The sequence below is a fragment of the Rhizobium brockwellii genome, assembly GCF_000769405.2.
Taxonomy (GTDB): Bacteria; Pseudomonadota; Alphaproteobacteria; order Rhizobiales; family Rhizobiaceae; genus Rhizobium; species Rhizobium brockwellii.
Map to the genome: position 1 here is coordinate 443,904 of NZ_CP053440.1, position 21,852 is coordinate 465,755.

General features: G+C 59.9%; 23 protein-coding genes and 2 pseudogenes. 18 read left to right on the top strand and 7 right to left on the bottom strand.

Annotation, left to right across the window (positions count from 1 at the left end; all coding sequences use genetic code 11):
- Nucleotides 1–54 precede the first annotated feature (54 nt).
- The 3 genes and pseudogenes from RLCC275e_RS25695 to RLCC275e_RS34705 form a co-directional block, all read right to left on the bottom strand.
- Nucleotides 55–450: a YybH family protein gene (locus RLCC275e_RS25695; protein WP_033184615.1), complete on the bottom strand. Its 396-nt coding sequence runs from the start codon at nt 448–450 to the stop codon at nt 55–57.
- Between the two features lie 111 nt (nt 451–561).
- The gene (locus tag RLCC275e_RS25700) at nt 562–1,251 is read right to left on the bottom strand and encodes an ATP-binding protein (RefSeq protein WP_245494087.1); all 690 of its coding nucleotides are present in this window, start codon (nt 1,249–1,251) and stop codon (nt 562–564) included.
- Nucleotides 1,252–1,577: 326 nt separating this feature from the next.
- Nucleotides 1,578–1,987: pseudogene (locus RLCC275e_RS34705) on the bottom strand (acyl-CoA dehydrogenase family protein); the annotation flags it as partial.
- A 935-nt stretch (nt 1,988–2,922) separates the two neighbouring features.
- Between RLCC275e_RS34705 and RLCC275e_RS25710 the strand changes: the two are divergent.
- The 3 genes from RLCC275e_RS25710 to RLCC275e_RS25720 all read left to right on the top strand — a co-directional run bounded on the left by RLCC275e_RS25710 (nt 2,923) and on the right by RLCC275e_RS25720 (nt 4,842).
- Entirely contained in the window at nt 2,923–3,111 is a 189-nt protein-coding gene (locus RLCC275e_RS25710; protein WP_033184613.1) for a hypothetical protein, read from the top strand.
- Nucleotides 3,108–3,920 (top strand): SHOCT domain-containing protein, encoded by an 813-nt coding sequence (locus tag RLCC275e_RS25715; protein ID WP_033184612.1) that lies wholly within the window; start codon nt 3,108–3,110, stop codon nt 3,918–3,920. The genes RLCC275e_RS25710 and RLCC275e_RS25715 overlap by 4 nt, the downstream gene beginning before the upstream one ends.
- A 61-nt stretch (nt 3,921–3,981) precedes the next feature.
- Nucleotides 3,982–4,842 carry a transglutaminase-like domain-containing protein gene (locus tag RLCC275e_RS25720; protein ID WP_171891372.1) on the top strand — a complete coding sequence of 287 codons (861 nt, stop codon included), beginning with the start codon at nt 3,982–3,984 and terminating at the stop codon, nt 4,840–4,842.
- A gap of 122 nt (nt 4,843–4,964) precedes the next feature.
- Here RLCC275e_RS25720 and RLCC275e_RS25725 read toward each other — a convergent pair whose 3' ends face one another.
- Nucleotides 4,965–5,915: a LysR family transcriptional regulator gene (locus RLCC275e_RS25725; RefSeq protein ID WP_033184611.1), complete on the bottom strand. Its 951-nt coding sequence runs from the start codon at nt 5,913–5,915 to the stop codon at nt 4,965–4,967.
- A gap of 95 nt (nt 5,916–6,010) precedes the next feature.
- Between RLCC275e_RS25725 and RLCC275e_RS25730 the strand changes: the two genes are divergently transcribed.
- The 11 genes and pseudogenes from RLCC275e_RS25730 to RLCC275e_RS34785 form a co-directional block, all read left to right on the top strand.
- On the top strand, nt 6,011–6,883 hold the full coding sequence (locus RLCC275e_RS25730) for a dioxygenase family protein (protein ID WP_033184610.1): 873 nt from the start codon (nt 6,011–6,013) through the stop codon (nt 6,881–6,883).
- Nucleotides 6,880–7,938, top strand: coding sequence for a maleylacetate reductase (locus RLCC275e_RS25735; protein WP_033184609.1), 1,059 nt, complete (start codon nt 6,880–6,882; stop codon nt 7,936–7,938). Before RLCC275e_RS25730 ends, RLCC275e_RS25735 begins: the two co-directional genes overlap by 4 nt.
- A gap of 54 nt (nt 7,939–7,992) precedes the next feature.
- Nucleotides 7,993–9,273, top strand: a complete 1,281-nt coding sequence (locus RLCC275e_RS25740; protein ID WP_033184608.1) for an ABC transporter substrate-binding protein — start codon at nt 7,993–7,995, stop codon at nt 9,271–9,273.
- A 63-nt stretch (nt 9,274–9,336) separates the two neighbouring features.
- Nucleotides 9,337–10,056: an ABC transporter ATP-binding protein gene (locus RLCC275e_RS25745; RefSeq protein WP_033184634.1), complete on the top strand. Its 720-nt coding sequence runs from the start codon at nt 9,337–9,339 to the stop codon at nt 10,054–10,056.
- A complete protein-coding gene (locus RLCC275e_RS25750) occupies nt 10,056–10,775 on the top strand; it encodes an ABC transporter ATP-binding protein (protein ID WP_033184607.1) in 720 nt (239 codons plus the stop codon). The genes RLCC275e_RS25745 and RLCC275e_RS25750 overlap by 1 nt, the downstream gene beginning before the upstream one ends.
- Nucleotides 10,762–11,625, top strand: a complete 864-nt coding sequence (locus tag RLCC275e_RS25755) for a branched-chain amino acid ABC transporter permease (RefSeq protein WP_033184606.1) — start codon at nt 10,762–10,764, stop codon at nt 11,623–11,625. The genes RLCC275e_RS25750 and RLCC275e_RS25755 overlap by 14 nt, the downstream gene beginning before the upstream one ends.
- Nucleotides 11,626–11,634: 9 nt before the next feature.
- Entirely contained in the window at nt 11,635–12,720 is a 1,086-nt protein-coding gene (locus RLCC275e_RS25760) for a branched-chain amino acid ABC transporter permease (RefSeq protein ID WP_033184605.1), read from the top strand.
- Nucleotides 12,713–14,467 carry an FAD-dependent oxidoreductase gene (locus RLCC275e_RS25765; RefSeq protein WP_033184604.1) on the top strand — a complete coding sequence of 585 codons (1,755 nt, stop codon included), beginning with the start codon at nt 12,713–12,715 and terminating at the stop codon, nt 14,465–14,467. The genes RLCC275e_RS25760 and RLCC275e_RS25765 overlap by 8 nt, the downstream gene beginning before the upstream one ends.
- A 7-nt stretch (nt 14,468–14,474) precedes the next feature.
- Nucleotides 14,475–15,359, top strand: a complete 885-nt coding sequence (locus tag RLCC275e_RS25770; RefSeq protein WP_033184603.1) for an intradiol ring-cleavage dioxygenase — start codon at nt 14,475–14,477, stop codon at nt 15,357–15,359.
- A gap of 49 nt (nt 15,360–15,408) precedes the next feature.
- Nucleotides 15,409–15,657, top strand: coding sequence for a type II toxin-antitoxin system RelE/ParE family toxin (locus RLCC275e_RS25775; protein WP_082229885.1), 249 nt, complete (start codon nt 15,409–15,411; stop codon nt 15,655–15,657).
- Between the two features lie 189 nt (nt 15,658–15,846).
- Nucleotides 15,847–16,029 (top strand): annotated as a pseudogene (locus RLCC275e_RS34785) (Re/Si-specific NAD(P)(+) transhydrogenase subunit alpha); the annotation flags it as partial.
- 118 nt (nt 16,030–16,147) lie between these two features.
- Here RLCC275e_RS34785 and RLCC275e_RS25785 read toward each other — a convergent pair.
- Nucleotides 16,148–16,522 (bottom strand): VOC family protein, encoded by a 375-nt coding sequence (locus RLCC275e_RS25785; RefSeq protein ID WP_050516903.1) that lies wholly within the window; start codon nt 16,520–16,522, stop codon nt 16,148–16,150.
- A gap of 196 nt (nt 16,523–16,718) precedes the next feature.
- Between RLCC275e_RS25785 and RLCC275e_RS34790 the strand changes: the two genes are divergently transcribed.
- A complete protein-coding gene (locus RLCC275e_RS34790; protein ID WP_171817002.1) occupies nt 16,719–16,877 on the top strand; it encodes a hypothetical protein in 159 nt (52 codons plus the stop codon).
- A gap of 266 nt (nt 16,878–17,143) precedes the next feature.
- A complete protein-coding gene (locus RLCC275e_RS25795) occupies nt 17,144–17,470 on the top strand; it encodes a hypothetical protein (RefSeq protein ID WP_033184601.1) in 327 nt (108 codons plus the stop codon).
- Nucleotides 17,471–17,623: 153 nt separating this feature from the next.
- Here RLCC275e_RS25795 and RLCC275e_RS25800 read toward each other — a convergent pair whose 3' ends face one another.
- Nucleotides 17,624–18,712, bottom strand: coding sequence for an alpha/beta hydrolase (locus tag RLCC275e_RS25800; RefSeq protein WP_033184600.1), 1,089 nt, complete (start codon nt 18,710–18,712; stop codon nt 17,624–17,626).
- Nucleotides 18,713–19,041: 329 nt separating this feature from the next.
- Between RLCC275e_RS25800 and irrA the strand changes: the two genes are divergently transcribed.
- Both irrA and RLCC275e_RS25810 read left to right on the top strand, forming a co-directional pair.
- Nucleotides 19,042–19,458, top strand: coding sequence for an iron response transcriptional regulator IrrA (gene irrA / locus RLCC275e_RS25805; protein ID WP_026238542.1), 417 nt, complete (start codon nt 19,042–19,044; stop codon nt 19,456–19,458).
- A gap of 100 nt (nt 19,459–19,558) precedes the next feature.
- The gene (locus tag RLCC275e_RS25810) at nt 19,559–20,689 is read left to right on the top strand and encodes an arabinose transporter (protein WP_245494084.1); all 1,131 of its coding nucleotides are present in this window, start codon (nt 19,559–19,561) and stop codon (nt 20,687–20,689) included.
- Nucleotides 20,690–20,922: 233 nt separating this feature from the next.
- On the opposite strand, the gene RLCC275e_RS25815 is transcribed toward RLCC275e_RS25810, so the two are convergent.
- Nucleotides 20,923–21,837 (bottom strand): NAD(P)-dependent oxidoreductase, encoded by a 915-nt coding sequence (locus RLCC275e_RS25815; RefSeq protein ID WP_018494280.1) that lies wholly within the window; start codon nt 21,835–21,837, stop codon nt 20,923–20,925.
- Between the last annotated feature and the right edge of the window lie 15 nt (nt 21,838–21,852).

A 21,852-nucleotide genomic window follows, 5' to 3' on the forward strand; every position in this document is an offset into this window, starting at 1 on the left:
CGCCAACCGGAACGCTGTCCCCGACCCAACGTGGGCACCGGGCCGGGGGCATTCTCAACTATCGAGGAGAGCCGTGCCGTAGGAATTGTCTACAGCGCATAACCAGGTGCCAGACGAGTCTCTACGAAACACATAGGTGGCACGTCGTACCGTCGACGTCGCAATGCCGCTTTCGTCGACGGCATCCAACCACGTTTCCATGATGACCAACGCTGTGTCTCCGCCCTCGATCACCTCCATCCGCCCTTGGCGGACTTTCAATTTACCTTGGAAATGAGCAGAGATTGCTTCGAACGCTTTCCTGATCTGGTCTTTGCCTTTGGCGTACATGCCTGCCTTGACCACTAAGGTGGCATCATCGGTGTAAAATCGCATCAAGCCGTCGAAGTCTTTGGCCGATATGGAACGGTCTGCAGATTCGATAAGGGCTTTCAAGGGATGGTCGGACATTCTGGACTCCAAAATGGCCGCGAGCGGAAAAACAAAACCCGCCTCGCGGCGGGTTGCTTTGTCTGGAAATATGACGTGCTTAACCCACCACTCGATGAATGGTGATAATAATCACAGTGAAAGCGCGAACAAATTCCATGGTGCATCTTTATCACCAGCGTCAGCGACTGGCAAATGATCACGTCCAATTTTGAGCAAGCTAGTCAAGGTGCCAGCGGCACACCGTTTACTTTTCTCCGCCTTCGACATCTGGTTGAAGCTTTTGGGCGCGAACAGCACGACACGCATTGAGTTTTCGGATGAGATGAAATCGGGGGCCGGGAGATGCTCTGCTTCGATCTCAATTAGCGTCTTGTCGAGACCGCCACCGCGTTCCTCACAGAGGCCGAATGAACGCATAGTCGCTGCCAGTTTTTCGTTTCGGGAGCGTCGTTCGTCGAGGATTCGGTCGGTACTGATCAGAGAGTTACCCGGATTGCTGACCTCGATCCGGTTATCATAGATCTCGACTACAGGACCGACGCCAGTCGCCATGAAATCCTGGTGGATGAGTGCGTTGGCAATCACTTCCCGGATAGCTGTTTCCGGGAAGTGCGGAACCATGCGTCGAACCCCGTCGATATAGCGTTCGTCCTTAGGCAGGCGTTCCATCAGGAATCTCATCATGCCGGTGAAACCGACGGCGTAGCCCTTCTTGCCTTCCTGTTCGAAGTCGGATCGAGATTTATCGCGGCCGGTATATTTGACGATGCGAACGGCTTTCCCGGCGATGGAGGGAAAGGCCGTGACGTCGCAAGGCATTTCGTTTCCTCGTTTTATCCCCCTTATATCAGATTCGCCCCTATCGTCACGGTCCGCTCAGGTGAGAGGGGTGAGTTTTTTCAGCAAAAACAATGCGATGGTAATAAGAAGTGAGCGACGCGTTTTATCCGCGTTTTGAATGCGGCAAGGGAGAAGCAGGTCGCCCCGATGACCTAGATACGGCGCTCTGTCTTTATCCCCCTTTTGTCGGGATCGCGATTGATCACGCATCTAGACCCGAAATAAATAGAACAAAAACAAGGTGATGATGGCTGTAATGGGGCTTGACTACTATCGCCGTTATGTCGGAAACGCGCTGCGTATAAACCATAATCAACGCGTCGGCCCGACGAGGTTTTCGACATCGCATTGTCGGAATTGCCCCACATCAGATTTCCGGCGGCTGACGCGCGCAGCCAGTGGTCTTTCTGCGCGCTCGAGCCACGAAAAAGGACGAGGTTGAGAGGAAGATGATGATAGCCGAAGAGATGGGCCAGCGAGCCGTCTGTCCGGGCAAATTCTCGCACGACACGCAGGATCGACAGCCAGGAGGCTCCTTGTCCGCCGTAGCCGACCGGGATCTGGGCTGACGGCAAGTCGTTTCTTTCAGAAGCCGGATCTGCTCGATCGGCCGACCGCCCTTCTTATCGCGCTCGACCGCGTCTCGATGAAAAATCGCCTGCAGCTCGATAGCCCTGGCCACGAAGGGATCCGTTATATCGCGTTGGGAAGACATATCAGCCCCATGTTTCTCCGCCTTGCTGGCAGCGCTTCGGGCTCAAAGGTTCGGCGAATGTCGGTTCAAGTCCAGCAATATCTATTTGAGGTCCCGGCAAGAGATTCTTTCTCGCCACCCTACGACGACCTGGCTAACGGTTTGCGGATAACCTCCGGGTGGCAATACGCGCGCTTCCACAGAGAACGACTGTCTCTTTTGCGACGTCGATGGCGCGGCTGCGAGTTCGAAGTAAAGCGTCGCTAGCTCCAAGTTGAACATCGCATCGTGAGGTGGTCGGTTCGATCCCAATCAAGGCGAAGGATATTCGTCGCGCGACCATCGACCACCAACTCGGCGCGCAGGAAATCGCCACCGTATCTCGGCGAGGAACAATCTGGGCTTGCCACCGGGATCACAAGAGGGTCCGGAGCGGGCATCGTAGTCTGAAGCTTCACCACCAATCACAGCTAATGCGGTCTGCGCAGCCGAAATGGCTAACCCTCCCGCTGGCACTTATTTGCGATCGAAACGTGTCAATCGACGAGTGATGATAAGCACGAGGTCAAAGTGAAAAGTGAAAAGCATCCACCATCCACTTCGTGCCTGGCAGCGGGTTGCGCTGAAGCACGTGAGCACAAAAATAGGCGTTCCCGGCGTTAGCAGACATGCTGGTCGCACGGCGGTACGATTCCGTTCAGGACGCCCTTCTTCTGCAAACGGCGACGAGGTCAACGCCAGGGTGTTAAATTGAGGTTGTGCGGGTCTTCAGGCCCTTCGCCTTGAGGGCGAAACCTTGCTTACACCGTAGGCTGCCAGAGGCAAAGGGAAAAAGACCCGGAACTTTTTGTTAATACGTGCATTTGTCGCGTGAGGGTGGTGTGAACGCATGTGCTCAATGTGATCCGTTTGCCGAGCCAGTCGCCACACACTCTCTCTTCTTTCAAGGATATGCGATGGCCAATGAACATATTGTCGAGGTGGTCGCTACCAATGGCGAAGTCCCGGCGCCTTTGGGAATCGTCAGCGTCAAGCATGCACTCGATATGCGGGAGGCCGAGTGTATGGCATATTCGCATCCCGAGCACGAAGCGGGCAACACGGACGTCTTCGTCACGCGAGATGAACTGGCAAAACTTCCATGAGCCTCGACGATAACGGCGAAATATCCGCTGAACTGCGGGGCATTGCAGAACGACATAACTTCAGCCTGGATGCGGTCGGACATCTCTTTGGCGCTCTTGTCGCAGCTGGTGGCTTGCAGGCGCAGTTCTATCATCCGGAATTCGGCGGTATGGGCCAGTGGTCCCAAGGCGGCATGCTGATGATCGGCGATATGTTCAATCATAGCCTGAAGGCGAGGGTAGCGGCGCTCTGCTCGGACCTTGCCGAAATAGCTCACCGCGCGGCGGATGCGAAGCCGCGATCTGCTCAACACCAGTCGCAGTACCAGGGCGGTGGAGAGCACCTTCGCGTGGCGCCCGCCGCGTCGAATTGGTGGCCGAAGGAGTTGGGTACGCCATCCGCGACCGGAGCGCAGAACGATTTGCGCTACGCCTTCTTTCCAGCTAGCCGGCGGCTCGCTCTCGCACTGGCTGGCCAAGTCACGATCTATGACACCAAGGATCACCTCATCAGCGGCTTCTCGCAACAGCAGTCGGGCGATCAACGCGTGACATTCAGCTCGCAACATGGCCCGATCGACCCGTCACAGCTGGATAAAGTTTCCACGTCTGGTGAGCCGGTCACGAACCGACCAGCGGCTCCGGATGAGGGGAAAGCGGCGTCATCGGAAAACTCTGGGGAGCACTCGAACAATCCAGCTCGGAGCTCCGCAAATCTCGAAGACAACATCTTCGACAAAATCGAGCGGCTTGCCTCGTTACACGCGAAGGGCATCGTGACGGACAAGGAATTCGAAGCGAAGAAGAGCGAGCTTCTCGGTCGACTGTAGAAGGGCGCGAAGCCTTGCGACACGCAAAGCACTGCCGAAAATGCGGGAAACGACAATGACGGTGCGTTATAGGCTGGGCTGCGAACTATCCTACGAGGTCAAAAGCCCGACCACGTTCATCTTCAACCTTGAAGTTGCCAAGCTCGTTCGACACCGGAACCTGGCCGAACGGCTGACCATCAGTCCAGATCTGCCAAGGCGTACCTATATCGTGCCCGATGTTCGCAACCGGTATTTCAGCATCAATGCGGACGCTGGGCCTCTCGATATCCGCTATGAGGCTGAAGTGACGCTTGAGGTTTTTCGAACGGATCCCGCCTGCGTCAACGAAACGCCTTTGACGGAAATGCCGCTCGACATAATGCCGTTTCTGCTGCCATCTCGGTATGTCTCGTCCGATCGGCTGGCGACCTTCGCCGAGCGCGAGTTTGGCGATCTGCCGCAAGGCCATCAGCGGGTCACGGCGATCTGCAACTGGATCTACGAGACGATCGACTATCAGCGCGGATCGTCGGACGAGCAGACCACCGCAGACGAAAGTCTGTTGAGCCGGGCGGGGGTCTGCCGCGACTTCGCCCATATCGGTATTGCCTTCTGTCGCGCGCTGAATATACCGGCTCGCTTCGTCAGCTGTTATGCCTACGGTCTTGAGCCGTCCGATTTCCACGCGGTCTTCGAGGCTTATCTCGACGGTCGATGGTGGTTGTTCGACGCGACGCGGCAAGCGAACCTCGATGGCCTGGTCAGAATCGGCGTCGGCCGCGACGCCGCCGAAATCGCATTCGCCTCTCCATTCGGCGAAATGGAGGCAGGACCGGTGAAGATTAACATCGAGCATGCCGACGGATCGCCAGAAGCTCCCGGCCGGACAACAGATGCTATTTCGACGGAGGAGCCGGCACCCAATGCCGGTGCGGGTTAATGTCTCGACCGGATGGCCAGCCGACGCGCCGCTCCGCACCCTGATCGCGCCGCCGCCGAGATCCTTGCCCAGACCAAACGGTGAGGCGCGCCAACTGCCTGCAGCACGCTCTCGCATATTGTTCAAGAGCCCCAGACAACTGATTGCTCGTGCCGCTTGATCAGGTGCTTGAGGTTATCGAAGCCCGTGCGGATGTGGCGGGCGAAGTGATCGACGGCGGGCGTGCGAGGTGCGTCCGAACGCTTCAGCAGACCGAGCGCGCGTTCCGGGTGGGGTATAGGCACGGGCAGGGCGGTGATGGATTTGTCGTTGCGCAATGCGAAGACGACGCTGTGCGGCATGATGGTCAGCGCATCGGCCGCCTTCATGTAGTGGACGACGCTCATGAGGGAACCGCCCGAATAGCGGATCTTGACCTCGGTTGCGCCGAAGGAGAGGAGCATGCTGCGCAAGTCGGCGAGCAGCGGGCTGCCCGGCGGCGGTGCGACCCAGGGGAAATCGAGGAGATGCACCGGTTGCGGTCGCCGCTTCATGAGCAGCGGGTGGGTGACCCGGCAGGCGACGACGTTGCGGCCGGGCAGGATCTGCTGGAATTCGAGGCCGGACCCTTCGTCGAGAATATCGATCGGACAGATGGCGAGATCGATCTGGTCGGCGTGAAGTGCTGCGCGCAGGTCCGGGAAATAACCGTAGGTCTGGTCGACGCGCACATCCGGATGCTGGTTCTGGAACTCCGCGATCATGCCGGCGATCAGCGCATCCATGAAGAAGGGCGTGCCGCCGACGCGCACGACGCCGCTTTTGCCGACCCGAAAACTCTCGACGACATCGGACGCCTTGCGCGATGCCGAGAGCATAGTCTGGCCGTGGTCGGCCAAGGCGCGGCCGAGCGGCGTCGGCTGCAGCGGACGGCGGCCCTTGATGAAGAGCGGCTCGCCGATCCGCGCTTCCAGCATGGAGAGCGTGCGCGACACCGCCGGCTGGGAGAGGCCGAGCAGCGCCGCGCCTTCGGTGACCCCGCCGGTTTTGACGACCGCAGCCAGCTGGACAAGGTGTCTTTCATCTATCTTCATAACGATATGATATATTAAGTCGGAATAAAATCATCACAGTCAACGTGATGTCGCGCTAATTTATTCTCTACCAGCCAATGCTCTGGAGAAGACGCATGATGCCGGGTCCGACAGCGCCGAATTTCAGCGAGGCCACCTCGCATGACATTTTCGCGCAACGACTTCCGCAATCTAGGGATGACAGCCTGCCGCAGATTCTGGCGGCTGCGGTGACGCATCTTCATGCCCTCATCCGGGAATTGCGGCCGACCCAGGCCGACTGGCGCAAGGTGATCGAATTCCTGACCGATGTCGGCCATGCGAGCGACGAGCGCCGCCAGGAATGGGTGCTTCTGTCGGATCTGCTCGGCGCTTCGGCGCTGGTCGAGGAAATCAATTCGCGCCGTCCGAAGACCGCGACGCCCAACACCGTGCGCGGACCCTTCTTCCGCGCCGACGTTCCGCAACTGGCGCTCGGCAGCAATATCTCGCTCGATGGCATCGGCGAGGCGCTGGATGTTTCCGGCCGCGTGCAGGATCTCGATGGCGATCCCATTGCGAATGCCGAGATCATCACCTGGCAGGCCAATGCTCAAGGGTTCTACGAAAACCAGCAGCCGGATCTGCAGCCGGAATTCAATCTGCGCGGCAGCTTCCGCACGGATGCGGATGGACATTTCCATTATCGGACCATCAAGCCCTGCGGCTATGGCGTGCCGGACGATGGTCCGGTGGGAAAGCTTCTGCGACAGGCGGGTTATCCGCTGCACCGCCCCGCGCATCTTCATTTCATCATCAAGGCGCCGGGTTTCGAGACGATCACCACGCATATCTATGACGGCAGCGATCCGCATCTGGCCGAGGACGCGATCTTCGGCGTCAAGCCGGACCTTGTCAGAACCTTCGAACGGCAGGGCAAGGGCGCGGCGGCATGGCTGTTGGACCTCGCCTTCGTCATGGTCCGCGCCAGACAGGGAGCCGACACATGAGCCGCGATTTCATCTATAACGGCAGCCCCGCCCATATCGTCTTCGGTGAAGGCAAGAGCGCCGCCGCCGGCGAATGGGCGGAAAAGCTCGGATGCAACAGGGCGCTTGTCCTTTCGACGCCGCAACAGAAGGCGGACGTGGAGGCCCTTGCGGAGCGGCTGGGCCCGCTTGCCGCCAGCGTCTTTACCGGCGCCGTCATGCACACGCCTGTTGATGTCACCGAAAGGGCGATGGAGGTGGTTCGCCAGACGAAGGCCGATTGCGTCGTCTCGCTTGGCGGCGGCTCGACCACCGGGCTCGGCAAGGCAATCGCCTATCGCACGGACCTGCCGCAGATCGTCATTCCAACGACCTATGCCGGATCGGAAGTGACGCCGATACTCGGCCAGACAGAGGGCGGCCGCAAGACGACCGTGCGCCATGCGAGCATCCTGCCTGAGGTGGTGATCTACGACCCGGCGCTGACGCTTGGATTGCCGGTCGGCATGAGCGTCACCTCGGGGCTGAATGCCATGGCCCACGCGGTCGAGGCGCTCTATGCCAGGGATCGCAACCCGATTTCGACGCTGATGGCGGCCGAGGGACTGCGGGCCTTCAAGACCAGCCTGCCTGACATCATCGCCAAGCCCCGGGGCCCCGATGCCCGTGCCGATGCGCTCTACGGCGCCTGGCTCTGCGGCACGGTGCTCGGCACGGTTGGTATGGCGCTGCATCACAAGATCTGCCACACGCTGGGCGGCACCTTCGATACGCCGCATGCCGATACGCATGCGATCATGCTGCCGCACACAGCCGCCTACAATGCCGCAGCCGTGCCGGAGCTTCTGGCGCCAGTCGCCGATATCTTCGGCGGCTCGGTCGGCGGTGGGCTCTGGGATTTCGCCAGGCAAATCGGCTCGCCGCTGGCGCTAAAGGATCTGGGCCTCACCGAAGCCGATCTCGACCGCGTCTCTGATATTGCCACCGAAAATCCCTACTGGAATCCAAGGCCGATCGACCGGCAATCCATTCGTGCCCTGCTGCAGGATGCCTGGGAGGGCAAGCGGCCGGCATAGGCTGACGACAGACATCACGCTCTCTGGGAGGAGAGAAAAATGGGAGGAGGAAACATGTTTACGAGACGCGATTTTCTGAAGACGACGGCCGCCACCGGTGCATTGGCGGCAACATCCGGGCTCGCGGCCCCGGCGATCGCACAGAATGCTGCGGTCAAGCTCGGCTATGTCAGCCCGCAGACGGGGCCGCTCGCCGCCTTCGGCGAGGCCGACAAATTCATCATCGACAGTTTTCTGGCGACCACCAAGTCGATGGGTCTCAACTATGAGGTCGTCGTCAAGGACAGCCAGTCCAATCCGAACCGGGCAGCCGAAGTCGCCAAGGAACTGATCGTCACCGACGAGGTGAACCTGATCCTCGTCGCTTCGACGCCGGAGACCACCAATCCGGTGGCGACCACCTGCGAGGCTGAGGAAATGCCCTGCATTTCGACGGTCGCTCCCTGGCAGCCGTGGTTCATCGGCCAACAGGGCAATCCCGGCGATCCCACGTCGTGGAAGCCGTTCAACTATGCCTACCACTTCTTCTGGGGTCTCGAGGACGTCATATCGGTCTTCACCAACATGTGGTCGCAGATCGAGACAAACAAAAAGGTCGGCGGGCTCTTCCCCAATGATGGCGACGGCAATGCCTGGGGCGACAAGGTCGTCGGCTTCCCGCCGGTGCTGGAAAAGATGGGTTACGGCCTGATCGACCCCGGCCGCTACCAGAACATGACGGATGATTTTTCGGCGCAGATCAACGCCTTCAAGTCAGGCCAGTGCGAAATCATTACCGGCGTGGTCATCCCACCTGACTTCACCACCTTCTGGAACCAGGCCAAGCAGCAGGGTTTCGCCCCGAAGATCGCCTCGATCGGCAAGGCGCTGCTCTTCCCGCAGACCGTGGAGGCGCTCGGCAATGCCGGGCACAATCTGTCCTCGGAAGTCTGGTGGACACCGAGCCATCCGTTCAAGTCGTCCCTGACGAGGGAAAGTGCAGCTGAGGTAGCCGCGGCCTTCACCAAGGCGACCAGCAGGCCCTGGACGCAGCCGATCGGCTTTGCCCATGCCCTGTTCGAACTGGCGGTGGATGTGATGAAGCGGTCAGGAGACCCCGCGGACGGGGATGCGGTCGCAGAGGCAATTGCCGCCACCAAGCTCGATACGCTGGTCGGGCCGATCGCCTGGGACGGCAAGGGCCTGCCGCCGTTCGCCGCCAAGAACATCGCCAAGACGCCACTCGTCGGCGGCCAGTGGCGGTTGAAGGACGGCGGCGGCTACGATCTCGTCATCACCGACAACAAAACCGCGCCGAACATTCCGACCGGCGGCAAGATGGAAGCGATCGCCTGATTTTGGGCGCCTGATTTTTGGCGCGGGGCCTGCCAGGCCCCGCCTGTTCTGGGAGGAATGGGTTTGGCAATTCTCGAACTCGATGGGGTCTCGAAGAAATTCGGCGCATTGACCGTCGCCGAGCAGATTTCCTTTGCCGTCGGCGAAGGCGAGGCGCTTGGCATTATCGGGCCGAACGGTGCCGGCAAGTCGACACTGTTCAACCTGATCACCGGCAATATCCCCGCCGATAGTGGCAGTATCCGCTTTCTCGGCAACGACGTGACGCGCACGCCGCCGATGGCGCGCTGCCTGTCGGGCATGGGCCGCACCTTTCAGATCCCGCAGCCGTTCGAGAAGCTGACGGTCTTCGAAAACCTCCTGGTCGCCGGCGCCTTCGGCTCGCGGCGGCGCGAGGCCGAGGTGTCGGACCGCTGCGCCGAAATCCTGGTGGACACAGGGCTGATCGACAAGGCGAATGTGCTGGCCGGAAGCCTGTCGCTGCTGCAGCGCAAGCGGCTGGAACTGGCGCGCGCGCTGGCGACGGAGCCGAAGCTGCTGCTGCTCGATGAAATCGCCGGGGGACTGACCGAGGGCGAATGCCGGTCGCTTGTTGCCACCATCCGCGCCATTCATGCGCGAGGCGTTGCCGTCATCTGGATCGAGCATGTGCTGCACGCGCTGAATTCCGTCGTCGAGCGGCTGCTGGTGCTGCATTTCGGCAGGGTCATCGGCATCGGCAAGCCGGAGGACATCATGGCCTCGCGCGATGTGCGTGAAATCTATCTGGGGATCGAGATATGATGGCGCTGCTCGAAACCAGAGGCTTGACCGCTTCCTACGGCGATTTCCAGGCGCTGTTCGGTGTCGATATCACGGTCGGCGCCGGAGAGACCATCGCCATCATCGGCGCCAACGGGGCCGGCAAGACGACGCTGATGCGCTCGATTTCGGGCGTGCTTACAAATGCGCCGGCGTCGATCCTTTATCGCGACGATCCGATCGGAGCGCTGCCGGCGCCTGACATTCTGGCACGCGGCATCGCCATGGTGCCGGAAGGGCGAAAGCTCTTTCCGTCGCTGAGCGTTGAGGAAAACCTGCTGATCGGCAATTATGGCCGTAAGGTCGATGGTCCGTGGACGCTCGAAAGCGTTTTTGCGCTGTTCCCGATCCTGAAGGAGCGGCGCAACAATCCGGCCACGGCACTATCAGGCGGGCAGCAACAGATGGTGGCGATCGGCCGTGGGCTGATGTCCAATCCGGCGTTGCTGCTCTGCGACGAGATCAGCCTTGGTCTGGCGCCTGTCGTGGTCCGCGATATCTACGCCGCCTTTCCCAGTATCCGCGAGACCGGCGCTTCGATCGTCATCGTCGAGCAGGACATCGCCCAGGCGCTGAAGGTGGCCGACCGCGTCTACTGCATGATGGAAGGGCGGGTGACGCTCTCCGGCCGTGCCGCCGATCTCAGCCGCGACGACATCCACAAAGCCTATTTCGGGACGGACCATCATGAACTGGCTTGATACCATTCTCCAGGGCGTGCTGCTCGGTGGGCTCTATGCGCTGTTTGCGGCAGGCTTGAGCCTCGTCTTCGGCATCATGCGGTTGGTCAACCTCGCCCATGGCGACCTCATCGTGCTGGCCGCCTTCCTCATTCTGGTCCTGGTGACGACGCTCGGGCTTAACCCGTTCGTTGCTGCTCTGATCGCCATGCCGTTGATGTTTGCCATCGGCTGGGGCTTGCAATATTTCCTGCTCAACCGCACGCTCGGCAAGGATATCCTGCCGCCGCTGCTCGTCACCTTCGGCCTGTCGATCGTCATCCAGAATGGGCTGCTCGAAGGTTTTTCGGCCGATAGCCGCCGCGTCTTTGCCGGTAGCCTCGAGAGCGCCTCGGTCAATCTCGGCCCCGTCACCGCCGGCATCATGCCGCTGATGACCTTCTTTTCGGCGGTCGCCGTCATCGTCTGTCTCAACCAGTTCATCTACCGCACATCCGTCGGCCGCGCCTTCCGCGCAACCTCCGACGATCCGGTGACGGCGGGGCTGATGGGCATCCGGCCACAGCGCATCTTCGCCATGGCAACGGGGCTTGCCATGGTCGTGGTGACGATCGCAGCTCTCTATCTCGGGACGCGGGCCAATTTCGATCCAACGTCCGGACCGTCGCGGCTGATCTATGCCTTCGAGGCGGTGATCATCGGCGGGCTCGGCTCGCTCTGGGGCACGCTTGCCGGTGGCATCATCCTCGGCGTCGCCCAGACGGTGGGCGCTGCGATCAATCCGGAATGGCAGATCCTTGCCGGCCATCTGGCATTCCTCGCCGTTCTCCTGTTCAAGCCGCGCGGCCTCTTCCCGCGCGCGGTGGATTGAGGTGTATCGATGACCATGGCCATTCCCTCCTTCACCGTCGAGACACGCACCAGGGCATCGGGATTGTCAGCTGTCGCGGTCGTTGCTCTCTTGCTGCTTGCCTTTGCCGCACCCTTCATCGTCTCGCGCGGCGTCATCCAGGATCTGTTCTTCATCCTCACCATGCTGGTGCTGGCGCAGAACTGGAACCTGCTTGCCGGTTATGCCGGGCTGATCTCGGTCGGCCAGCAGGTCTTCGTCGGCTTCGGCGCCTATACCATGTTCGGTGCCGTCATCCTTTTCGGCGTTGATCCTGTTGTCGCCATCCTGATTGCCGGGCTGTTTTCTGTCGCTCTCGCCATTCCGACAGCCTTCTTCACCTTCCGGCTCTACGGCCCCTACTTCGCCATAGGCACCTGGGTGGTGGCCGAGGTTGTGCGGCTGCTGCTCGCCCAGTGGAAGGCGCTCGGCGGCGGCACCGGCACCTCGCTGCCGCGCGATGCGACCCGCGACATGATGGGTGTCGGCATGATGCGCGATCTCTTCGGCATGAAGGCTTCCGAGGCGGGCGACGCGCTGACCTACTGGCTGGCGCTGATCCTCGTCGTCGCCACAATCGGTTTCATCTATGGGCTGCTGCGCAGCAAGCAAGGCCTCGGCCTTGCCGCCGTCCGTGACAACGAGCAGGCGGCCCGTGCCGTCGGCGTCGATGCGCGGCGGATGAAGACGCTGGTCTATCTTGCCACCGCCTTCATGACAGGTATCGCCGGGGCGCTGATCTATGTGCAGAAGGCGCGCATCTCGCCAGATGCCGCCTTTTCGGTCACCGACTGGACGGCCTATGTGATCTTCATCGTCGTGATCGGCGGCATCGGCACGATCGAGGGACCGATCCTCGGCGTCATCATCTTCTTTCTCCTGCAGAACCTGCTGGCCGACTACGGCTCCTGGTACCTGCTGATGCTGGGTCTTCTCGGTATCGCCATCATGCTTTTCGCGCCGCGCGGCCTCTGGGGATTGTTCTCCGGCCGCACCGGCATCCAGCTTTTCCCGGTTCGCCGCGTCCTAAAGGGCGGGCCGCTCGATCTCACGCATAGGGGAGGGCCTCATGGCTGACATTACCACCGACGTACTCATCATCGGCACCGGCCCGGCGGGCTCGGCCACCGCGGCCCTGTTGTCGTCCTACGGGATCGAGAACCTGGTGATCAACCGGTACCGCTGGCTCGCCAGTACGCCGCGCGCCCACATCACCAACCAGCGCACCATGGAAGTACTGCGCGATCTCGGACGCGACGTTGAGGATGAGGCCTATATGTTTGCGGCCGAGCAGGATCTGATGGGCGAGAACGTCTTCTGCACCTCGCTCACCGGCGAAGAGATCGGCCGGATGAAGAGCTGGGGCAAACATCCCCTGTCGCGCGCCGAGCACCAGCTGTCTTCGCCGACCCATATGAACGACCTGCCGCAGACCTTCATGGAGCCGCTGCTGTTCAAGACGGCCTGTTCGCGCGGCAGCCAGTCGCGCATGTCGACGGAATATCTGAGCCATGTGCAGGACGAAGACGGGGTCACGACGACCTGTCTCGACCGGCTGACCGGCAAGGAGTTCGCCGTCCGCTCGAAATATCTGGTCGGCGCCGATGGCGGCAATTCCAAGGTTGCGGAACATGCGGGCCTTGCCTTCGAAGGCAAGATGGGCGTTGCCGGCTCGATGAACATCCTGTTCAAGGCCGATCTGTCGCGACTGGTCGCTCATCGTCCCTCGGTGCTTTACTGGGTGCTGCAACCGGGTGCTGACGTCGGCGGCATCGGCATGGGTCTGGTGCGGATGGTCAGGCCCTGGGACGAGTGGCTGATCGTCTGGGGTTACGACATCAACCAGCCGGCGCCTGAAGTGGACGAAGCGCATGCGAAGAAAGTGGTGCGCGATCTGGTCGGCGATCCCGATCTCCAGATGACCATCAAGTCGGTCTCGACCTGGACCGTCAACAATATGTACGCCACCACAATGTCGAATGGCCGCGTCTTCTGCATGGGCGATGCCACCCATCGCCATCCGCCGTCGAACGGCCTTGGCTCCAATACCTCGATCCAGGACGCTTTCAATCTCGCCTGGAAACTCGCCTTCGTTCTGAAGGGGGCCGCAGGCGCGAAACTTCTCGACAGCTATCAGGCCGAGCGCGCGCCTGTTGCCAAGCAGATAGTCACCCGCGCCAACAAGTCGATCGAGGAATTCGGGCCGATCTTCAAGGCGCTCGGACTGCTCGATTCCATCGACCCGGTGAAGATGCAGCAGAACATGGACGCCCGCTGCAACAACACTGTCGCCGCCGAGGAGCAGCGCGCCGCGATCCGCAAGGCGATCGCCGACAAGGTCTACGAGTTCGATTGCCATGGGGTCGAGATGAACCAGCGCTATCGCTCGGGTGCTGCGGTCACCGATGGACAGGCCGAACCTGTATTCACCAAGGACCCTGAACTGCATTGCCAGCAGACGAGCTGGCCCGGCGCGCGGCTGCCGCATGCCTGGCTCTTCTCCGCGACCGGCGAGAAGGTTTCGACGCTCGATCTCACCGGCCATGGCAAATTCACCGTGCTGACGGGTATAGGAGGGCAGGGCTGGGTCGATGCGTCCCGCAGTTTGAGCAAAGAATTCGGCACGGAGATCGTCGCCCATGTCATCGGCCCCCGCCAGCCATGGCAGGATTTTACCGGCGACTGGGCCAATATGCGCGAGATCCGGGACAGCGGCATCCTGCTCGTTCGTCCCGACCATCACGTCGCCTGGCGGCGCGAGGCGATGACCGACGATCCTACGACTGAACTGCGCCGCGTGCTGACAGCAATTCTTGGAAAGTGAGACCGTGATGGACGCGCATGAGAAAGGCTTCTTCACCGAAGAGAACTCCGTCGAGGTCGTCACCGGCCGCAACAAAAACGCCAAGGACGAGCGGCTGAAGCAGATCATGGAGGTGGTCACTCGCAAGCTGCACGAGGCGGTGAAGGAGATCGAGCCGACGCAGGACGAATGGATGCAGGCGATCCTGTTCCTGACCCGCACCGGCCAGATGTGCAACGAATGGAGGCAGGAATTCATCCTGCTGTCTGATGTTCTCGGGGTCTCGATGCTGGTGGACGCGATCAACAACCGCAAGCCGTCGGGCGCATCAGAAAGCACGGTGCTCGGCCCTTTCCATGTCGAGGGCGCGCCGGAACTGGAGATGGGCGCCAATATCTGCCTCGACGCCAAGGGCGAGGACATGGTGATCGGCGGGCGGATCATTGATACCGCGGGGCAGCCCATCAACGATGCGGTTATCGACGTCTGGCAGGCCAATGACGAGGGTTTCTACGACGTGCAGCAGCAGGGAATCCAACCAGACTTCAACCTTCGCGGCGTGTTCCGGACTGGCGCCGACGGCCGCTACTGGTTCCGGGCGGTCAAGCCGAAATATTATCCCATTCCCGACGACGGACCCGTTGGCAAACTGCTCGGTGTGCTCGGTCGCCATCCCTACCGGCCCGCCCACCTGCACTACATCGTCAAGGCCCACGGCTTCGAGACGCTCACGACACACATCTTCGATCCGGACGACCCGTACATCCAATCTGACGCCGTCTTCGGTGTGAAGGAGAGCTTGCTTGCCCAATTCCAGCACGTTGAGGATTCGGTACGCTCTAACGAGCTCGGTTTCTCAGGCAAGTTCTGGCAGATAGAGCACGATTTCGTGCTGGCTCGGCCCGAGGAGTAGCACGCTATTTAGCCGGCGGGTACTCTTCGTCGACCTTGATCGCGACGCCATCTTCACATACATAGAAGCAGAGAATCCGTTAGCCGCCATTCTGGTTGACGAACGGATTGTTGCTGCTGTCCGCCGGTTGATAGATTTTCCCGCGAGCGGTCGTGTTGGCAGAATTGCTGGCACCCGCGAGCTGTTAATTAACGGTACGCCCTACGTCGCAGCGTATGCAATCACCGAAACAGCGGTTCGTATCCTTCGCGTCCTCCATGGCGCGCACGAATGGCCAGACACTTTGCCAACGAGTTAGGCTTCGTTCTCAATGCTGAGAATCAATGGTCGTTGGTTCGAACTGGTTCAAGGCGAGGGTTAGATCATCAATGATCCAATCTCATTCCGTTACCGTTGTCGATCTCAAACTGGCCTCGATAACCGGCCCATAACGATTCAGAATAACATATAGGCATCCTTCTTTCATCAACGTCTCCTTAAAGAGGGGAGCATGGGCGCGCAGTTCGTCTATCTCGATTTTGACGCGGCCCAGGATGGTGCTGCAACGGGTGGGTATGCGGCCCCATCCTCGCCGGAATCCCGCGAGAAGCAGCTGGCAAAATTCCGTGAGCTTGCGCCTGAGGTCGTAGTCGCGGATCCCGGCGTGACCGTCGAAACTGTGGTCGGTCGACGGGTCGTCGATCACCGCATCCGGCGTGAACAAGGTCACTGCCGCCTCGGTATCGAAGGCGTTGGTGGCAGTGATCAGCGCATCCGCTTTCGCGCGCAAGATGGTAGCGGTCATCGCATCAACTCCCGTGCTGCCAGCTCTTGAAGACGAACTCGAGACCGTAGCCGTCGGGGTCCTTGACCTGCGCCGCATAATAGCGGGGATCGTAGTGAGGCTGCGGAGCCGGTGGATGGATTTCGGTCGCGCCGGCCGCCAGGGCCTCGGCATGGGCGGCGTTCACCATCGCTTCGGAGACCGCGACGAGACCGACGTGCACGGCCCCGGGTGCGGCCATGCCCGCACGTAGCCAGAAGAATATCCGGCCGTTGGCGCCGAAGCCCTTGAGATCGGGATGACCGGGCGGGCCAGCCTGACCGTCGTAGTCGCGGCGAGCGGACTTCTTGCGGTCGGCGGTTCCCTTGGTGAATACCGAGCCCGGACGATTTCGTGGTATGCGATTCAAGAGGGGACTTCCTCTTTCGCGATATTCGATACCTTTGATGACGAGGCTGGACGCGACGCGCATCTCAATGGAGAGGTCGCCGCTACGTTGATGGAAAAAATCAAGGCAGGCGACATATTCGCCAAAACACCGGAAATTCATAAATTAGGTATCATCGCGGACAAACCGGCGAAGTAAGAATACCGAGATGCAGATGCTCCAGGTTCCAGTGCACTGGCAGGACCAATCGGCGCCAGACGTCCGGCTGGATCTCGTCGATGGAAACTCTGACCTGCGCAGCGTTTGCGGCTTTGAACATCGTACGAATGAACAAGGTCAGGCGACGATCGTCAAGAAGGCCGCTTGATTGTGGAACTGAATTGGAATCGGATCGTCTCTGACCGCGACCTCTGCCGGCTTGTGCAGCGTCGAGGCTTAATATCTCTAGTGTACCCCAAACCGGAGCATCGCCATGGATCGAAGCGCGGCCGATATGCTGTCGAAAGCCTGCATCGAAATTCTTAAGCCGGACAGCGATGAAGCGTGTGCACCGGATGCAACGACATGTTCATGCTGTCGAACGTTACGTCCGGCCTCAAGCATGGATGATGATGGCTGCGGGATCTGCGACGAATGCCTGGCACCATGACCGCCGGCGGCAAAACACCTCCATTGGTTCAGGCGACGTTCGAAGACGCGCTTGCGAAATTGCCGGACGGCTATGTCGACGGATATTTTGGTAATCGATCATGGGGTGTGACCGTCAAGCGGTCGGAGGATGGCAAACGGACCTGGCTCTATGGCGAGGAACGTAGTGGGACGGATATCGTCAGCTTCAACCTCTATCGATTGGCTGGACCCGGGCCCATCCTGAAGCCCTGCGAAATGTCCTCCGCCAAGGTGATCGAGTTCGTTCTCGGTTTCGAGCCCAGCACAGCGAAAGCCGCGTCTCGACCGTAGTGGTCGAAATAGCAGGATCGATATTGTATTGCAGCATGTGCATGGCTGCACAGTGATGCGCATGCGGCCGGCTTTGAACACGAAGCGCCGTCTGGTTGCCTGCCGCGTACCGGATGAGAGGCCCATCCGGTAGCGCGATCGTATTGCCAGACGTTAGACGCTAAGGTGCTGTTCGAAGAACTGCTGAAGCTTATCAAACGGGATGACGTCAACCTTGTCATAGAGGTCAGTGTGGTTCGCCCCCGGGATAATCATCAATTCCTTAGGCTCCGCGGCTGCGGCATAGGCGGTTTCCGCAAAATACAGAGAGTGAGCCTTCTCGCCATGAATGAACAGGACCGGGCGCGGTGAGATTTCCGCGATGTAAGTCAGGATCGGCATGTTCATGAACGACAGTGGGGTGGTCTGCGTCCAGGCGTTGCCGGAGTTGACAGCGCGCTTATGATAGCCGCGCGGCGTGCTGTAGTAGTCATGGTAGTCGACCAGGAACTGCGCTTCGCCACCCTTGAGCACATTGTAAGGCGGCTGATAGGCGGGGTTCCCTTTTTCGGCATCCGCCCAACGCTGGCGGCTCATCTGCTCCAGCGCTTGTGTGCGCTGTTCTAGGGTTACACTGTCGTTGTAGCCCTTGGACATGACGCGCGTCATGTCATACATGGTGCTGGCAACGACGGCCTTCACGCGTTTGTCCACGGCGACGGCGTTCAACGCCATGCCGCCCCAACCGCAAACACCGATCACGCCGATCCGCTCGCGGTCCACTTCAGGGCGCAGACCAATGAAGTCTACTGCAGCACTGAAGTCCTCGGTGTTGATGTCAGGGGAAGCGACATTCCGCGGCTCGCCGCTGCTTTCCCCAGTATAGGATGGATCGAAGGCGATTGTGATGAAACCACGTTCCGCCATGGTCTGAGCGTAGAGGCCTGAGGATTGTTCCTTCACCGCGCCAAACGGGCCGCCGACCACAATGGCCGGCAGAGTACCGGTGCTACGGTTTTTCGGCAGATAGAGATCGCCGACCAGAGTGATGCCATAGCGGTTCTGGAAGCTCACCTTCTCGTGGTCGACCTTACTGCTCTTCGGGAAGACCTTGTCCCATTCTGCATTTCCCTGTGCGAACGCGGGCGCGCCGGCGACCGATGCGACGCCAAGCGCTGCCACCCCCACACCGGTCATCTTCAGCAAAGTGCGGCGTCCAGCGTCGGGTTCCTCATGATTGACGGTTTCGTTGGATGTGTTCATGTCGATCTCCAGTTGTTGTGGCTGCCTGACGGAGATGTAATGGACACCATGCCTTGCGATTAGGTCAGGCGTTTCGCTCGTTATTATGAGAAATTTTCATCAATGCGGCAGCGTGTCGTCGAAGCGAGCTTGGCGCTTGGCGCTGTTGCCTCGCGAGAAGGGCCGCTGATGCGGCCCTACACTCAATCACAAGCTGGTCCAGCCAACTGTTGGGCCTCAATCATGAGGCAATAACGCTGCGTTATAGGGCAGTTAAGGTCGATGTAGCCGGGCGAGCTACAGCGAGGATATAGGTGGGGGGATCACAAAGTGGAACTTGGGTGAACAGCATGGAACGCACATCTTCGGTTGCCAGAGACCTGCGTGCGGTGGGACTGAGGCCGACCGAGCAACGCATTGCTTTGTTCAACCTCCTCTTTGCCGGCGGCCATCGCCATGTCACAGCCGAGGAGCTTCATGCGGAAGTGCTTGCGCATGGGATCAGTCTGTCGGTCGCTACGGTCTACAATGCCCTGAACGATTTCACCGTAGCCGGGCTGGTTCGAGTGCTCGCAGTCGAAGGCGCGCGCACCTGGTTCGACACCAACATTTCGGATCACCACCATTTTTATGTTGAGGGCGACGGCGAAATCCGGGACATCGATGCCAGCAGCATCTCGATAGCCAACATTCCCGAGCCGCCGGAAGGATTTGAGATAGCCAATATCGACGTTGTAATCCGGGTACGTCCGATTTCAGGCCGGTGAGCATGTTCGGGACGATGGCTCATGTCGTCTTATACTCCTTGAGCTTGGAGCATGAACATTGACAGGGCGAACCAATGTCCTCGTTACACTCGCGCCCAAAATGGCGGTCGTTTTCGTGGGCTTCCTCATAGCCGGTATGGGGATAACCGTGCTTCCGATCCACGTCAGTAGTGACTTGGGCTTCGGCACGTTCGTGATCGGGCTGATAACAGGCAGCCAATTCTGTGCGTCCCTGATGACGAGATTGTGGGCCGGCGATTTTGCGGATCGTAAGGGGCCGAAAAAAGCGGTCATCTTGGGACTGTCCTTGGCGGCTGCCGCCGGCGCACTGTATCTCGCTTCCTTGATCACCATTAGTCAACCTGTCTTGTCTGCCGCGATCCTTGTCGCCGGGCGCGGTGTGCTTGGTGCCGGGGAGAGTCTTATCATCACCGGCTCAGTAGCTTGGGGCCTGGCCACCGTCGGATCACAGCATTCAGGGAAAGTGATTGCGTGGATCGGCACCGCAATGTTTGGAGCGCTCGCTGCAGGTGCCCCCATCGGAAGCGCCTTGTTTGCGATGCAAGGCTTTGCGGCGATCGCGTCGGCGACAATCTTGTTGCCGCTGTTGATGGCTGCAATGATTGCACCGCTTGAGCCCGTGTCAGGCCGCTCTTCGCCCTCGGCATCCAGGCTTAGCGTCATCAGAGCAGTTTGGCTCCCCGGGCTCGGTTCTGCATTTGCAAGTCTCGGTTACGGAAGCATCCTTGCATTCTCCAGTCTGTTATTCGTTGACCGCCAGTGGGCAGACGGGTGGCTTGCCGTGACGTCTTTCGCGACGGCGTTGGTCGCAAGTCGTATCTTGCTTGGACATCTCCCCGACAGGCTTGGCGGTCCGTTTACCGCACTGGTGTTTGCCATCGTCGAAGCGATCGGTCTTGTGACGATGGGACTCGCCTCCCAGCCGATCGTCGCCCTGGCGGGAGCCGCCTTGGTAGGCTTCGGTTATTCCCTCGTTTTCCCGGGGTTTGGCATCGCAGTCGTCCGGGCCGCGCCCTCGCAAAGTCGCGGCATGGCCATGGGACTGTATTCAGCCTGTCTTGATGTCGCGCTTGCCTTCAGCGGGCCGGCGCTGGGGTTGGTTGGTGATGTCGCCGGGCTGCCGGCCATCTTCGTGACAACGGGTGGTTTCGTGTCGCTATCAACGTTCGTGGCACTGTTTATCATTAGGCGTGGACAAGCCGGCAGCTGAGCCAAAAGGATGCCCTGCCTTTGACAGTTTCTATTGTTTGGTCTCGGCTAATACAACCGAGGCAATACAACGCGGACGGAAAAACGGAAAAGTCGCTATTTACCGCCAGAAAATACGCCACGCCCCTGTTTTCTGGGCGCAATGAGTATTGGCCGCAGGCACGATGACAAAAAAGCGGGCCACTGAGATAGCGGCCAGCTTTTGGTTAAATGGCGGTCGAATCCTTGCGTGCGTTACCGCGCTCCCTTGCGAACTTCTTCTTCCATGTCCACGCCATTGAGCTTCCCGACCAGGTCGCTGAGCATCGGAACGAAGTCGTCGCCATGGCCAATCGCTTCGGCATGCGTGTAGTACTGGACCGCAGCAGACGCCATCACGCTGGTCACCTTGGAGTCGGCAGCCATGTTGTTGACGTAGCGAAGGTCTTTCGCCGCGTATGAGATCATGAACCTGTGGGCATCGCGGTCACGTTCGACGACGTATTTCATGAAGGTGCCGAAGAAGCCGCTGTCCATCCGGCTACCCGTGATGACATCACGTATCGCCTGTGGCGAGATGCCGATTTTTGCTCCGAGGACAACCGCTTCGGCATAGAGCGCACCATAGCTCATTCCGATGAAGTTCATCAGCAACTTCATCTTGTGGCCGTTCCCCACGGCACCTACCCGGATGATCCGACCGGCCCAGCATTCGATGACAGGCTTCACACGCTCGAAAACTTCGTCGTCGCCTGCGACCATCGCGTCGAGAGTGCCTTCTTCAGCCTCCTTGGGCGTGCGGCCGAGTGAGGCGTCGATCAAGGTAGCGCCAGCCGCCTGAAGCTCCTGTGCCAGCAGCAAGGTAGATGAGGGGTCGGAGGTCGATGTATCGATTACGATCAAGCCAGGACGCGCGCCGGCAATAATGCCATCGTTACCTTTCACGACCTTTTCCACTTGGCCTGAGTTCTGGAGGCAGATGTGGATGATGTCGCACCGTTCGGCCATATCTTTGGGGCTGGAAGCGCTTTTCGCACCGATCTCCAGAAGCGTGGGCATCGGGCGCTGATCCAGGAACCAAAGTTCGTAGCCCTTGGTGCGAATGTTCTTCGCCATCCCGTGTCCCATCATGCCGACACCGATGAAGCCGATGACTGGTTTGTTGCTCATGGTTATCTCCTCTCC

Excerpts from the sequence above, each read along its gene's own strand:
- RLCC275e_RS25695 (WP_033184615.1), bottom strand. The coding sequence starts at position 450 with ATGTCCGACCATCCCTTGAAAGCCCTTATCGAATCTGCAGACCGTTCC.
- RLCC275e_RS25700 (WP_245494087.1), bottom strand. The coding sequence starts at position 1,251 with ATGCCTTGCGACGTCACGGCCTTTCCCTCCATCGCCGGGAAAGCCGTT.
- RLCC275e_RS25710 (WP_033184613.1), top strand. The coding sequence starts at position 2,923 with ATGGCCAATGAACATATTGTCGAGGTGGTCGCTACCAATGGCGAAGTC.
- RLCC275e_RS25715 (WP_033184612.1), top strand. The coding sequence starts at position 3,108 with ATGAGCCTCGACGATAACGGCGAAATATCCGCTGAACTGCGGGGCATT.
- RLCC275e_RS25725 (WP_033184611.1), bottom strand. The coding sequence starts at position 5,915 with ATGAAGATAGATGAAAGACACCTTGTCCAGCTGGCTGCGGTCGTCAAA.
- RLCC275e_RS25730 (WP_033184610.1), top strand. The coding sequence starts at position 6,011 with ATGATGCCGGGTCCGACAGCGCCGAATTTCAGCGAGGCCACCTCGCAT.
- RLCC275e_RS25735 (WP_033184609.1), top strand. The coding sequence starts at position 6,880 with ATGAGCCGCGATTTCATCTATAACGGCAGCCCCGCCCATATCGTCTTC.
- RLCC275e_RS25740 (WP_033184608.1), top strand. The coding sequence starts at position 7,993 with ATGTTTACGAGACGCGATTTTCTGAAGACGACGGCCGCCACCGGTGCA.
- RLCC275e_RS25750 (WP_033184607.1), top strand. The coding sequence starts at position 10,056 with ATGGCGCTGCTCGAAACCAGAGGCTTGACCGCTTCCTACGGCGATTTC.
- RLCC275e_RS25755 (WP_033184606.1), top strand. The coding sequence starts at position 10,762 with ATGAACTGGCTTGATACCATTCTCCAGGGCGTGCTGCTCGGTGGGCTC.
- RLCC275e_RS25760 (WP_033184605.1), top strand. The coding sequence starts at position 11,635 with ATGACCATGGCCATTCCCTCCTTCACCGTCGAGACACGCACCAGGGCA.
- RLCC275e_RS25765 (WP_033184604.1), top strand. The coding sequence starts at position 12,713 with ATGGCTGACATTACCACCGACGTACTCATCATCGGCACCGGCCCGGCG.
- RLCC275e_RS25770 (WP_033184603.1), top strand. The coding sequence starts at position 14,475 with ATGGACGCGCATGAGAAAGGCTTCTTCACCGAAGAGAACTCCGTCGAG.
- RLCC275e_RS34790 (WP_171817002.1), top strand. The coding sequence starts at position 16,719 with ATGCAGATGCTCCAGGTTCCAGTGCACTGGCAGGACCAATCGGCGCCA.
- RLCC275e_RS25795 (WP_033184601.1), top strand. The coding sequence starts at position 17,144 with ATGCCTGGCACCATGACCGCCGGCGGCAAAACACCTCCATTGGTTCAG.
- RLCC275e_RS25800 (WP_033184600.1), bottom strand. The coding sequence starts at position 18,712 with ATGAACACATCCAACGAAACCGTCAATCATGAGGAACCCGACGCTGGA.
- irrA (WP_026238542.1), top strand. The coding sequence starts at position 19,042 with ATGGAACGCACATCTTCGGTTGCCAGAGACCTGCGTGCGGTGGGACTG.
- RLCC275e_RS25810 (WP_245494084.1), top strand. The coding sequence starts at position 19,559 with ATGGCGGTCGTTTTCGTGGGCTTCCTCATAGCCGGTATGGGGATAACC.
- RLCC275e_RS25815 (WP_018494280.1), bottom strand. The coding sequence starts at position 21,837 with ATGAGCAACAAACCAGTCATCGGCTTCATCGGTGTCGGCATGATGGGA.